Source organism: Schumannella luteola (genome assembly GCF_013408685.1).
Classification (GTDB): domain Bacteria; phylum Actinomycetota; class Actinomycetes; order Actinomycetales; family Microbacteriaceae; genus Schumannella; species Schumannella luteola.
Genome location: NZ_JACBZY010000001.1, coordinates 98,659 through 111,129, shown reverse-complemented (window position 1 = coordinate 111,129; position 12,471 = coordinate 98,659). Strand labels below are relative to the sequence as shown.

Sequence of the window (12,471 nt, the reverse complement as noted above, 5' to 3'; positions counted from 1 at the left end):
CCCGACCGACATGACCGCGACACCCGAACCGAGCGCGACGCTCTTCTCCGGCGGCACGATCTGGAGCGCCGGTGCGCCCGACGCGGAGGCACTGCTCGTCGTCGACGGGCTCGTCGCGGCGATCGGGGCCGAGGCCGTCGCCGCGCATCCGGTCGTGGTCGCGGCGGAGGCCGGCTCGGAGGACGGCATCGACATCGAGCGCGTCGACCTCGCCGACGGCTTCCTCGCCCCGTCGTTCGGCGACGGCCACGCGCATCCTCTCTTCGGCGGACTCGAGAACGCCGGACCCCGCATCCGCGGCCTCGGCAGCATCGACGCGATCGTGGCCGAGGTGCGGCGCTTCGCCGACGCGAACCCGGTGGCCGCAGCCGACGGCGCCCCGGTCGACCCGGCGAACCCCGACGGCTGGATCGTCGGCGCGAGCTACGACGGCAGCCTCGCGCCAGGCGGCCTCTTCGACGCCCGCTGGCTCGACGCGGCCGTGCCCGACCGTCCGGTGGTGCTGCGCGCCTGGGACTACCACACGGTCTGGTGCAACTCGCGGGCTCTCGAACTCGCCGGCATCGACACCGAGACCCCCGAGCCGGCGATCGGCGAGATCCCGCGGCGCGACGACGGCTCTCCGCTCGGGGTGCTGCGCGAGTGGGGCGCGGTCGATCTGGTCATGGCCGTCTGCCCGCCGCTCTCGGAGGAGGTGCGGCTGCGCGCGCTGGCGGATGCGGTCGCCTACTTCCGCGAGAACGGCGTCACCTGGGTGCAAGACGCCTGGGTCGATCCGGCGGATGCGCGCACCTACGTCGAGGCGTCGCGTCGCGGTCTGCTCGGGGTGCGCTTCAACCTCGCCTTCTACGCGGATCCGCGCCACTTCGCGAGCCAGTTCGGCGGCTTCCTCGCGGTCCGCGCCGAGATCGAGGCCCTCGGTGACGACCGGCTCACCGCGCACACCGTCAAGTTCTTCGCCGACGGGGTCATCGAGAACGAGACCGGCGCCCTGCTGCAGCCGTACTGCTCGGGCGCCCACGATCACGGCATGCAGGTGTGGGATGCCGATCAGCTCGCCGAGGCGGTGCGCATCGTCGACGAGGCGGGCTTCCAGGTGCACATCCACGCGATCGGGGATGCGGCGGTGCGGATGGCGCTCGACGCACTCGAGGCGGCGGCGCGCGAGAACGGACCGCGGGGTGCTCGCGACGGCGACGCGGCTGGCGCGTCGGGGTCGGTCGGCCCGGCTTCCGAGCGCCGCCATGTGATCGCGCACGCCCAGCTCGTCGACGACGCCGACCTCGATCGCTTCCGCGCGCTCGGCGTCACCGCGAACATGCAGCCGCTGTGGGCGCAGCTGGACGCGCTAATGACCGAGCTGACCATCCCGCGCCTGGGCGAGCTGCGCGCCGAACGGCAGTACCGCATGCGCACCCTCATCGACGGAGGCGGCCATCTCTCCTTCGGCTCCGACTGGCCGTGCTCGTCGGGCGACCCGCGCGAGGGGCTCGCGGTCGCCGTGAGCCGGCAGACCGACGACGGCGTGCCCGCCGAAGGCTGGACCCCGCACGAGCTGCTCACCGGCGATGAGGCCCTGACCGCCTACACGGCCGCCGTCGCGCACCAGGCCTTCGCCGATCTGACCGCGGCGCCGTGGGGCCGCATCGAGGTCGGCGCCCGTGCCGACCTGGTGTGGCTGGATGTCGACCCGCGCTCGGCGGGCGCCGCCGGCATCCGCGCCTCCCGTATCCGCGCCAGCTACCTCGACGGCGTCGCCTGGCGCGGCTGAATCGGGCGACTCCCGATCGATCCGGGTGGCCCTCGCGCCCCCAGGATCGACGCGGTCCTCCCTGTCTGCGGCGAGCGGGCGTGGGATGAGGTCGTGCGGTCGACGGATCGGCCGCCGGAGGAGGACATCCCATGGACATCAGCTCGCGCACCGCGTGGATCGTCGGCGGCACCTCGGGCATCGGGCTCGGCCTGGCGCGTCGACTCGTCGCGGCCGGCAGCACGGTCGTCGTCGGCGGACGCGACACCACCAAGGTGGCTGCGCTCGCCGCGGCGCACCCCGACGACGCCGATCTCGCGCGCATCGAGACCATCGAGGTCGACGTCGTCGACCCCGCCTCGATCGCCCGCGCCCGCGACGAGGTGCTCGCCGCACATCCGGATCTCGACCTCGTGGTCACGATGTCGGGCGTCATGCTGATCGAGGATCTGCGCGACCCCGCCCACGCGGATGCCGCCGAGACGACCGTCGCGGTCAACCTGCTCGGCACGATCCGCGTGATCGACGCCGTCACCCCGCATCTGCTCGCGCGCGGCGCCGGCGACATCGTCACCGTCAGCTCGGGCATCGCGTTCCTGCCGTTCCCGCTCATGGCGACCTACGGCGCCACGAAGGCCGGCGTGCACGCCTACAGCGAGGCGCTGCGGGCGCAGCTCGCCGGAACCGGTGTGAACGTCACCGAGCTCGTGCCGCCGTCAGTCGCGACCGTGCCCGAGGCGCTCGAGCTCAACCCGGCCGCGCTGCCGCTCGACGACTACCTGGATGAGACGCTCGCCCTGCTCGCGCAGGAGCCGACGCCGAACCAGATCCTGGTGCAGAAGGTGCAGATGCACCGCTGGGCCGAGCGCGAGGGCAGCTACGACGAACTCGTCGCCGCCCGATCCGCTGCACTCGCGTCGCTGCCCGGCCGCTGAGCCCCGGTTCGTCGACACCCCCGGCCGGGGGTTTCGACGTCGGCTCGCGAGTGTTCTACACTCGCTCGCCGTGGGCATGAAATGGCTCGGTCGGCCGCGCGAGAAGCTGCTGCGTCGACTGGTGTTCTCGGCGAAGGAGCGCTGCGACTGCGGCGCGGGCCTCGCCTACGACCGCCGCGCGCGCGACACGGCCTGGGATTGCAGCGCGATCCTGCTCGGCGACGCCCTGCTGGTCGCGGGGGAGCGCGGGGTCGCCGATCACCGCGTGCCGTGCTCGTTCTTCGAGGTGCTGTCGGAGCGCAGCCCCGCCGCCGACGGCGCGACCACGCGTCCCGTCACCGCCGTCTGAGCGGCGGTTGCGACACGGCACAGGTGCCGCGATGACAGCGAGCGGATGCGCGTTCAGTGCACGAGCGCGGTGACGACCATCAGCATCCCGGCCACCACGACCGCGAGCCCGCCGACGATCGTGCCGATCAGCGGGCGCACGAGGTAGGGACTCGCACCGGTCTCGTGCCGGCGCAGCGCGATGAACCCGACGATGACGGCCGCGAGCGCCGGCGGCAGCGAGAGCGCGTCGCCGATGATCGGCACCGCGAGCATGATCGCGGCCAGCACTGCCAGGCTCAGCGACCAGACTCCGAGCACGTCGTGACGCGGGCGCGCCTGCGGGGACGGCTGCTCGGGCGCGAACCATTCCGACGGCGGCTCATCGCTCGGTCGCGGCTCGGGCATCGTCTCTCGTCGCTCGTGTCGTGCGGCCGCGTCGCGCGGCCTGCGCCCACGCTAGCGGGGGACCGGACAGCCGGCCGAGGGAAATCGCACGGCACAAAGCGAAAGCCCCCGGGTGACCGGGGGCTTTGCGTGGAAGTGGCTCCGACCGGCGTCGATCCGGTGACCTTCCGATTTTCAGTCGCAACTGGCTGCCTCCGTGAGAGCAGCGGGAGAGCGAGAGGCCCGGTTTTCCAGTGGACTGCCGGTGGTGTGATCAGGCTGTCGATCGTTCGCGTGCCCACGATTGTGGGCAAAGCGTGGGCGCGGGCGATCGGGCGAGGTCAGAAAGAGACCCGCCTAGGGGGTCACTTCTCGACCTGCTGGCGGGTCAGTTTCTGACCGGCTAGGGGGTCAGTTTGTGACCCTCGCTCCTTTAAAGAACAGGAAGGATCAGGAAGACCAGTAAGAAGCAGGTCGAGACGCTCGAGCCGGAGGTCGCTCAGACCGTGCGCAGCAGATCGGCGATCTTGTCGAGCGACCCCGGCACGAGCGCGTAGTAGGCCCAGGTGCCGCGCTTCGAGCGGGTGAGGAAGCCCGCCTCCGTCAGCACCTTGAGGTGATGCGAGACGGTGGGCTGAGACAGACCGAGCGGCTCCTGCAGGTCGCAGACGCATGCCTCCTGGCCGACGTGCGACGCGACGATCGAGACGATCCGCACGCGGGTCGGGTCGGCTAGCGCCTTCAGGGTGCGAGCGACGGTCTCGGCGCCGGCGGGATCGATCGCCTCCTTCGTGAGAGGCGCGCAGCAGGCGGCGGCCGAGACGTCGGTCAGCGGGATGAGCTCGGCGGTCGGCATGGACCCATCATGCGACGTTTCATCGATGAATGTCTATATTGACGAGTATCGATGTTTAAGGTCACACTGACGCTGACCGATCGTCTGGAGGATCCGATGTCCGAGAAGCCCACCGTCCTGTTCGTGTGCGTGCACAACGCCGGCCGTTCGCAGATGGCCGCCGGGTGGCTGCGTGAGCTAGCCGGGAACCGCGTCGAGGTGCTGTCGGCAGGCAGCGAGCCCGCCGACAAGCTGAACCCGATGGCCGTGGCCGCGATGTCCGAGGTCGGCATCGACATCGCCACTGCCGAGCCCAAGATCCTCACCGTGGATGCCGTCCGCGAGTCCGACGTCGTCATCACGATGGGCTGCGGCGACACCTGCCCGATCTTCCCCGGCAAGCGCTACGAGGACTGGGAGCTCACCGACCCGGCCGGCAAGTCCCTCGACGACGTCCGCCCCATCCGCGACGAGATCCGCGGCCGCATCGAGGCGCTCATCGCCGAGATCGTCCCGGCCGACGAGGCGACCGCATGACCAGCACCGCCGACGCATCTGCGGCGGCGATTGCGGACCACCGCGAGACCAGCCTCCCCGTCGTCATCATCGGAGCAGGCCCAGTCGGGTTGGCCGCCGCCGCCCAGCTGCTCGAACGCGGCATCGAGCCGCTCGTTCTCGAGCAAGGTGACCGCGCCGGAGCTGCGATCAGCGAATGGGGCCACATCCGGCTGTTCTCGCCGTGGCGGCACGTCACCGACGCCGCCTCGGTGCGGCTGCTCGAGGCGCAGGGCTGGACGCCGCAGCACCCCGACGCGCTGCCGACCGGGCACGAGCTCGTGAAGCACTACCTCGCGCCGCTCGCTGCGACCCCGCAGCTGGAGTCGCGCATCCGCTACGGGGTCACCGTCGAGAACGTCGCGCGCGACGGCATGGATCGCACCCGGACCGCCGGGCGCGACTCGACGCCGTTCCTCGTCCGCTTCGACTCCAGCGGTGACGAGGACGAGATCCGCGCGAGGGCCGTCATCGACGCCTCCGGCACCTTCTCGACCCCGAACCCGGTGACCACATCCGGACTCGCCGCACGACATGGCGCCGAGGTCGCCGACCGGGTCACCCACGGACTTCCCGACGTGCTTGGCCGCGACCGCGCGCAGTTCGCCGGGCGCCGCGTCGCTGTCGTCGGGGCGGGGCACTCGGCTGCCAACACACTCATCGCGCTGCGCCGCCTCGCCGAGCAGGAGCCCGGCACGACCATCACCTGGGCGATCCGCTCGGCCAACCCGCACCGCGTCTTCGGATCCGACGACGACCAGCTGCCCGGCCGCGCGTCACTCGGCGCCGCCACCCGATCCCTCGTCGACGACGGCGCCGTCTCCCTGATCGATCAGTTCCTGATCGACGACGTCGAGCCGCGCGATGACGCCGTGGCGCTGGTCGGCACCCGAGCCGGACGGCCGATCGCCGTCGACGCCGACGTGATCGTCGTCGCGACCGGATTCCGGCCCGACCTCGACGGACTCCGCGAGATCCGACTCCGCCTCGATGACGTCGTCGAGGCACCGGAGAAGCTGGCCCCGCTCATCGACCCGAACGAGCACTCCTGCGGCTCCGTGCCGCCGCACGGCGTCGACGAGCTCAGCCACCCCGAGAAGGGCTTCTGGCTGGCCGGCATGAAGTCCTACGGCCGCGCACCCACGTTCCTGCTGCTCACCGGCTACGAGCAGGTGCGCTCGATCGCCGACGAGCTCGCCGGCCGCCACGACGAGGCCCGCCGCATCGAGCTCGTGCTCCCTGAAACCGGCGTCTGCTCGACCGACCTCGCCGCCAGCTCCTGCTGCGTCGTGTCGGCCGTCAGCGAGCGAGCCGCCGGCCCTGGCTTGACGTTGACCGCAAAGCCCGCCTCCTGCTGCTGATGCGGATCCGCCCCATGGTCGAGAGCGACTGGGACGCCGTCCACGAGATCTATCGTGCGGGCATCTCCACCGGCAACGCGACCTTCGAGTCCGAGCCGCCCACCTGGCAACAGTTCGACGCCTCGCGTCGGAGGGAGCTCAGGCTCGTCGCCACCGACGAGAGTGGCGGCGTCGTCGGCTGGGCGGCGGTGTCGAGCGTCTCGGCCAGGTCGGTCTACGCCGGCGTCGTCGAGCACTCCGTCTACGTGCACCCCGACCGCGCGGCCCGGGGCATCGGCCGTGCTCTCATCGACCAACTCGTCGCGCAGGCGCCGGATGCGGGGGTCTGGACGATCCAGTCGAGCATCTTCCCCGAGAACACCGCCAGCATCCGACTCCACGCGAACGCCGGATTCCGAACTGTCGGATCGCGGGAACGCATCGCGCTCATGACCTACGGCCCGCACGAGGGGCAGTGGCGCGACACGATCCTCATCGAATGGCGCGCTCGAGCCGACCACTGAGTCTTGATCCGGCTGCGGGAGCTGCGCTCCCTTGCCGCTCGACACGGTGGGGACTCGGTCAGCCGACCACGATCTCGGAGGCAGAAGCGGAGCTTCTGTGCCCGGGAGATCGTTCGCTTGACCATGCGCCGGCCGCGAAGGGGTGAACGAACGGATGCAGGTGGTTTCGCCCTGATCTGCCGCGCCTGCCGTCCTTCGGCCGCATCCCAACCTCTGCCACTCCACTGCTCTTCGTTTGTGAATTGACAGAGGTTGGGATGTGCGCAGGCGCGGCAGATCAGGGCGAGAGAACTAGTTGGTGTCGAGTGGTGGGCGTGGTCGACGAGTTACGTGCACTCCGAGAGCGCGACGGAGGATTTTGCCAGCTCGACGTGCACGGCGCGGTGCGGCATCGATGAGAAAGATGACGTCGAGGAGAAACAGGCCAAATATGAGCCCAGCTCCACCGAGCAGCCAAGGAGACAAGTCGTTGAATTGGGCGAACTGTGGGGTGCGCAAGCTGAATGCCATACCGGTGCCAAGTAGGACCGGCGTCGAAACCAGCAGCCCGACAGTGATGCCAGGTCTTGCCCACCACTTCCGCGAGCGTTTCGCGAACTCGTCCTGGTAGTAGAGGACCTCGGTGTCGAGGGGCTGATTGCGTACTTCAAGGCCCGGGTCCCCATCGACCAAGAGTCTGAAGCCAACTGCGAAGTCGCGTCTTAAGGATCCTGGCCCGATGCGAAGGGTCGCGTCTGAAGCAAGGTCGACGGGGAGTTGCTCCGCGCCGTGCCTGTCGTCGCGAATTACCTCGACGATCTTGCACCCCAGTGCGGCTTCAAGAGGTTTGCCGTCGAACGCGTCCGTCCAGATGTCTCGCGACCCAGCTGACCAAACGAAGAGCGTCACGACGCTTGGGGCGGACAACGCAACTCCGTCGTGAGTCAGTTGAATCGATGTCAGTGCATCCTTCGGGCCGATGCTCGCAATCGGGTCGGGCTCGAGCCACACCCAGAGTTCGTGGTCAGCCTGCGTATCACGCCACCACCTGGCCAAACGGTCCGCGATGACGCCAAGCGCGGCACCAAGGACCAACAACCCAACGTCCCACCAACCGAACACAGTGTGAGCATTGCAGTCTTTGAGGCTTGTCAAAGGTTTGGCTCGCTATTCAACTACTTGTGGCGTCAGTGGCGGTGGATAGCGTCGCCTCATGGGGTCAATCGCCGCGTACGAGACGTCAGCCGGCCGTCGCTACCGGGTTCGCTACCGGACGCCCGACCGGCGGCAGACGGACAAGCGCGGGTTCCGCACCAAGCGCGACGCCGAGGACTTCCTTGCGACGGTCGAGGTCTCCAAGATCCGCGGCGAGTGGGTCGACCCGACGCGGGCGCGCATCACGATCGCTGAGTGGGCGCCTCAGTGGTACGCGGCGCAGCTGCAGCTGAAAGCGACGACGCTCTCCGGCTACAGGCTCTCGCTCGACCGCCACGTCGTGCCGCGGTGGGGCAACTACCGGCTCGCCGACGTCGGCCACGCCGACGTGCAGTCGTGGGTCACCGAGCTGTCGCAGACTCTCGCGGCATCGACTGTGCGCCAGATCTTCCTCGTGATGTCCGGGCTCATGAAGTACGCGATCCGCGACGGCCGGATGAACCGCAACCCCTGCGACGGAGTGCGGCTGCCCCGTGCGAAGGCCAAGGCTCGCGGCTACCTCACTCATGAGCAGGTCGGAGCGCTCGCTCGAGCCTGCGGGCCGGAGTACGGCGACATCGTGCTGTTCCTCGCCTACACGGGCCTCAGATGGGGCGAGATGGCCGCGCTGAAGGTCGGGCGGCTGGACATGCTGCGGAGGCGCATGGAGGTCGCCGAGGGCGTCACAGCGCCGCGCGGCGAGCTCGTCTGGAGCACGCCCAAGTCGCATGCGAGCCGATCGGTGCCGTTCCCGGCGTTTCTGACGTCGGCGATCGCGGCACGCTGCGTCGGACGGCGACGCGATGAGCTCGTGTTCGTCGGGCCCGACGGGGGAGTGCTCCGCAGCAACAACTTCCGCCGTCGTCAGTTCGCGGATGCGGTCACCGCCTGCAAAGAGTCCGACGCCGATTTCCCGAGCCTGACGCTGCACGACCTGCGCCACACGGCCGCGAGCCTCGCGATCTCCGCCGGCGCGAACGTGAAGGCGGTGCAGCGGATGCTCGGCCACGCCAGCGCCGCGATGACGCTCGACGTCTACGCCGACCTGTTCGACGACGATCTCGACTCGGTCGCGATGGCGCTCGATTCCCGAGCTGCGGCAGCCGGCGTCACCGCCGTGCTCTGACCACGAGCGAGAGCGACGAGGGCTGTTCGCCCACGAGCGTGGGCATTTCGTGGGCACCGATGGTTATCCACAGCCTAGAGACGCAGCGGGAAAGCAAAAACCCCCGGCATGACCGGGGGTTTTGTCTGTGGCTCCGACCGGCGTCGATCCGGTGACCTTCCGATTTTCAGTCGGACGCTCTACCAACTGAGCTACAGAGCCTCGGACTCGCATGGAGTCCGGATGGTGAGAAGCCCCTCGTGAAGAGGGGCTTCGCATCCGCGACCCTGACGGGACTTGAACCCGCGACCTCCGCCGTGACAGGGCGGCACGCTAACCAACTGCGCTACAGGGCCTTGCGTATTGAGTTGTTCCGGTTGCTGTTCCTGACGGAACCCACTCGTGACCCCAACGGGATTCGAACCCGTGCTGCCGCCGTGAAAGGGCGGTGTCCTAGGCCACTAAACGATGGGGCCGTGCAGCACGGACGCGATCTGTCGAGACAGGCGGCGAACCGAACGGCAACCGAGCAGTAACTATAGGTCGCCCCGGGGCAAAACGCGAATCGAGCGCCACTCGCGCGAACCCGGGCGTGTCGAGGGGGCGTCGCGGCCCGGAACTCGGGGCCGATGCGATGCTGCGGCGAACCGGCGAGAGCGCCGCGACCGGCACCTCGACGGAGTCGGATGGCGTCACGACACGGCCCCAGTCCGGGGGTAGACATCGCGGCGATGCGATCGGTCGCATTCCGCGGCACTCGGGCGGATGTCCCCGGAGTCTCCGGGATCGCGGCGTAGTTTCAACTCGACATTGAGGCTTTGCTCCCGACGGGCGGGCCCATCCGTCGTGCCTGCAGGGTCTGGTCTGACGCCGACTCCTGTTGTTACTGTGATTGATGTTGTCAATGTGAATAGCGCGAAGAGGGCGCGATGACAGCGATTCGGGGACACATGCACGACAAGACCGGTCAGGGGATGACCGTGAGCTGGCGGGGACGCGCACTGCGCGGCCTCGCTGTCGTGACCGCACTGGCCGTGCTGCCGGTCATCGCCATCACGGCGCCGGCCGCACCGGCCTACGCCGCGAGCTATCCGAGCTGGCAGGACGTGCAGAGCGCCGTCGCCAACGTGAACGCCGCGCAGAACCTCGCCAACCAGGTCGCCGCGCAGATCGCCGCCCTCACCGCCGAGGTCGCGCGCACGCAGCAGGTCTCGCAGGAGAAGGGCGAGGCCTACGGCAAGGCGCAGGACGCCTACGACGAGCAGGTGCTCAAGACCCAGAAGCTGCAGGATCAGGCGAATGCCGCCAAATCCGAGGCGGACAAGGCCAAGGGCGTCGCCGACCGTCTCATCGCCGAGCTCGCCAAGCCGGGCGGCGGCAACCTCACCACCAGCCTGATCGCGAAGCCGGGCAAGGCATCCGACCTGCTGAAGAAGTGGGGCACGATGTCGAAGCTGACGGAGAGCTCGAAGAGCATCTTCGACCGCGCATCGCAGCTGCAGGGCACCGCGCAGGCGCTGACCGACCAGGCCGGCGAGGCGCAGAAGGAGCTCGACACCCGCAAGCAGGCCGCCGAGGCCGCCTTCAAGGAGGCGCAGGATGCGGCCGTCGCGGCCGGCGCCGCCCTCGACGCCGAGAACGCGCACAAGACGCAGCTCGAGGCCCAGCTCGTCGTGCTCAAGGAGCAGCGCGCCGCCACCGAGGCCGACTACCAGAAGGGTCTCGCCGCGCAGTACGGCGCCGGCGCCGCCGGTGAGGTCGGTCCCAACGGCTACGCGCGCCCCGCCGCCGGCCCGATCACCTCGAGCTATGGCAAGCGCTACCACCCGATCTACCACGTCTGGAAGCTGCACAGCGGCACCGACATCGGCGCCGGCTGCGGCGCCCCGATCTACGCCACCCACGCCGGCACCGTCACCTACTCCGGCTGGTTCAGCGACCTCGGCAACTACATCACCATCGACCACGGCGACGGCACGTCGAGCGGCTACGGCCACATCGTCAACGGCGGTCTGCTCGTGCGCGTCGGCCAGCAGGTCGCCCCGGGTCAGCAGATCGCCCGCGTCGGCAGCACCGGCGGATCGACCGGCTGCCACCTGCACTTCATGATCCGCATCAATGGAAACCTCACCGACCCCGTGCCTTTCATGCGCTCGCAGGGAAGCCCGATCGGCTGATGACCTCGAGAAGGGACGGCGAACGGAGCCGATGAATGAACGCAGACGCCTGTGGGGGGCGGCAGCTGCTCTCGTCGTCGTCGCCCTGATCGTCGGGCTCGAGACACCGGGGGTCGCCAACGCCGACCCCAGCTATCCCACCTGGGATGACGTGAAGCGCGCCCAGGGGAACGAGGCGGCCAAGAAGGCCGAGATCGACAAGATCCAGAAGCTCGTCACCGGGCTCGAGAGCCAGACCGCCGATCTCGGCAAGAAGGCCTCGGTCGCGGCCGAGAACGTGCTGCAGGCGCAGGCGGCGCTCGACGCGGCGCAGCGCAAGGAGGACACGCTCACCGCGCAGGCGAAGAAGGCGGCCGAGACGGCCGACGCCTCGGGCCTGCGCGCCAAGCGCCTGCTGGCGCAGATGGCGCGCCAGGGCGGTGGCGACCTGACCCTCGCCCTGCTGCAGGGCGACGCGGAGGACACCGACAAGGCGCTCTACAAGCTCGGCATCATGACCCGTCTCTCCGACTCCTCGCGCGGGGTGTTCGAGCAGGCCGAGTACGACCGCAAGAACGCGGCTTCGCTGAGCGACGACGCGGCCGCGGCGAAGAAGGCGCGCGACGCCAAGAAGAAGGCGGCGCAGACCACCCTCGACGCCGCCAAGCAGGCGCAGGCCTCGGTGCAGGCGCAGCTCGCCGCGCAGGACCAGACGGCATCCACTCTCAACTCGCAGCTCGCGTCGCTGAAGAACACGACGGCGGATGTCGAGAAGGAGTACCAGGCGGGTCTCGCCTGGGAGCGCGCGCAGGAGGCCGCGAAGACTCCGCCGCCCCCGCCGCCCTCGGGCAACACCGGCTCGCCCTCGAACCCGCCGGTCACCCCGACGACGCCGGTTCCGCCGCCCGTCGCGGGCGTGGTCGACACGGCGATCGCCTACGCGAAGGCGCAGATCGGCGAGCCCTACGTGCTCGGCGGCGCCGGACCCAGCACCTGGGACTGCTCGGGGCTCACGATGATGTCGTACTCGGCGTCCGGCGTCTCGATCGGCGGCCACGGCTCGAACCTGCAGTACAACTACCTCGCCGCGAAGGGGCGTCTCGTGACGCTCGCGAACATGCAGGCCGGTGACCTGCTCTTCTACTCCGACGGCGGCGCCGTGGGCGGATCGAAGTACCACGTGACGATGTACATCGGCGGCGGCCAGATGATCGAGGCGGCCTACCCGGGCACCACGGTGCGCATCAAGGCCGTGCGCTACGGCGACCTGGTGCCGTACGCGGGGCGTCCGACCGGCTGACCCCGCGATCGTCGTCGGCCGCGTCGCACCCAGCGGACATGACATGACGAAGGGCCCCGGGATGAGCATCCCGGGGCCCTTCGC

12 protein-coding genes and 3 tRNA genes are annotated in these 12,471 nt (G+C 69.6%); 9 read left to right on the top strand and 6 right to left on the bottom strand.

Going from position 1 to position 12,471, the window contains the following annotated elements:
- Positions 1 to 10: 10 nt before the first annotated feature.
- The 3 genes from BJ979_RS00525 to BJ979_RS00515 all read left to right on the top strand — a co-directional run bounded on the left by BJ979_RS00525 (position 11) and on the right by BJ979_RS00515 (position 3,034).
- Positions 11 to 1,771, top strand: a complete 1,761-nt coding sequence (locus BJ979_RS00525) for an amidohydrolase (protein ID WP_179564170.1) — start codon at positions 11 to 13, stop codon at positions 1,769 to 1,771.
- A gap of 131 nt (positions 1,772 to 1,902) precedes the next feature.
- On the top strand, positions 1,903 to 2,685 hold the full coding sequence (locus BJ979_RS00520; RefSeq protein WP_179564168.1) for an SDR family oxidoreductase: 783 nt from the start codon (positions 1,903 to 1,905) through the stop codon (positions 2,683 to 2,685).
- A 70-nt stretch (positions 2,686 to 2,755) separates the two neighbouring features.
- Positions 2,756 to 3,034: a hypothetical protein gene (locus BJ979_RS00515; protein ID WP_179564166.1), complete on the top strand. Its 279-nt coding sequence runs from the start codon at positions 2,756 to 2,758 to the stop codon at positions 3,032 to 3,034.
- A 53-nt stretch (positions 3,035 to 3,087) separates the two neighbouring features.
- Here the strand turns inward: BJ979_RS00515 and BJ979_RS00510 are convergent, their stop codons facing one another.
- Together BJ979_RS00510 and BJ979_RS00505 are read right to left on the bottom strand one after the other, a co-directional pair.
- Complete coding sequence (locus BJ979_RS00510; RefSeq protein WP_179564164.1) at positions 3,088 to 3,420, bottom strand: hypothetical protein; 333 nt, start codon at positions 3,418 to 3,420, stop codon at positions 3,088 to 3,090.
- 478 nt (positions 3,421 to 3,898) lie between these two features.
- A complete protein-coding gene (locus BJ979_RS00505; RefSeq protein ID WP_179564162.1) occupies positions 3,899 to 4,255 on the bottom strand; it encodes an ArsR/SmtB family transcription factor in 357 nt (118 codons plus the stop codon).
- A gap of 96 nt (positions 4,256 to 4,351) precedes the next feature.
- On the opposite strand from BJ979_RS00505, the gene BJ979_RS00500 reads away from it, so the two are divergent.
- The 3 genes from BJ979_RS00500 to BJ979_RS00490 are packed head-to-tail and all read left to right on the top strand — an operon-like array spanning position 4,352 to position 6,653.
- Positions 4,352 to 4,771 (top strand): arsenate reductase ArsC, encoded by a 420-nt coding sequence (locus BJ979_RS00500; protein WP_179564160.1) that lies wholly within the window; start codon positions 4,352 to 4,354, stop codon positions 4,769 to 4,771.
- On the top strand, positions 4,768 to 6,150 hold the full coding sequence (locus tag BJ979_RS00495; RefSeq protein ID WP_179564158.1) for an NAD(P)-binding domain-containing protein: 1,383 nt from the start codon (positions 4,768 to 4,770) through the stop codon (positions 6,148 to 6,150). The genes BJ979_RS00500 and BJ979_RS00495 overlap by 4 nt, the downstream gene beginning before the upstream one ends.
- A 14-nt stretch (positions 6,151 to 6,164) precedes the next feature.
- A complete protein-coding gene (locus tag BJ979_RS00490) occupies positions 6,165 to 6,653 on the top strand; it encodes a GNAT family N-acetyltransferase (RefSeq protein ID WP_246286654.1) in 489 nt (162 codons plus the stop codon).
- A gap of 291 nt (positions 6,654 to 6,944) precedes the next feature.
- Here the strand turns inward: BJ979_RS00490 and BJ979_RS00485 are convergent, their stop codons facing one another.
- Positions 6,945 to 7,754: a hypothetical protein gene (locus BJ979_RS00485; protein ID WP_179564154.1), complete on the bottom strand. Its 810-nt coding sequence runs from the start codon at positions 7,752 to 7,754 to the stop codon at positions 6,945 to 6,947.
- Positions 7,755 to 7,845: 91 nt separating this feature from the next.
- On the opposite strand from BJ979_RS00485, the gene BJ979_RS00480 reads away from it, so the two are divergent.
- Positions 7,846 to 8,952, top strand: coding sequence for a tyrosine-type recombinase/integrase (locus BJ979_RS00480; RefSeq protein WP_179564152.1), 1,107 nt, complete (start codon positions 7,846 to 7,848; stop codon positions 8,950 to 8,952).
- Between the two features lie 128 nt (positions 8,953 to 9,080).
- Here BJ979_RS00480 and BJ979_RS00475 read toward each other — a convergent pair.
- The 3 genes from BJ979_RS00475 to BJ979_RS00465 all read right to left on the bottom strand — a co-directional run bounded on the left by BJ979_RS00475 (position 9,081) and on the right by BJ979_RS00465 (position 9,407).
- Positions 9,081 to 9,153 (bottom strand) — tRNA-Phe (locus BJ979_RS00475).
- 60 nt (positions 9,154 to 9,213) lie between these two features.
- Positions 9,214 to 9,287: transfer RNA gene (locus BJ979_RS00470), tRNA-Asp, on the bottom strand.
- A gap of 47 nt (positions 9,288 to 9,334) precedes the next feature.
- Positions 9,335 to 9,407 (bottom strand) — tRNA-Glu (locus BJ979_RS00465).
- 474 nt (positions 9,408 to 9,881) lie between these two features.
- On the opposite strand from BJ979_RS00465, the gene BJ979_RS00460 reads away from it, so the two are divergent.
- The gene (locus BJ979_RS00460) at positions 9,882 to 11,108 is read left to right on the top strand and encodes a M23 family metallopeptidase (RefSeq protein ID WP_179564150.1); all 1,227 of its coding nucleotides are present in this window, start codon (positions 9,882 to 9,884) and stop codon (positions 11,106 to 11,108) included.
- Positions 11,109 to 11,139: 31 nt separating this feature from the next.
- The gene (locus tag BJ979_RS00455) at positions 11,140 to 12,387 is read left to right on the top strand and encodes a C40 family peptidase (RefSeq protein ID WP_179564148.1); all 1,248 of its coding nucleotides are present in this window, start codon (positions 11,140 to 11,142) and stop codon (positions 12,385 to 12,387) included.
- The last annotated feature ends 84 nt before the right edge of the window (positions 12,388 to 12,471 follow it).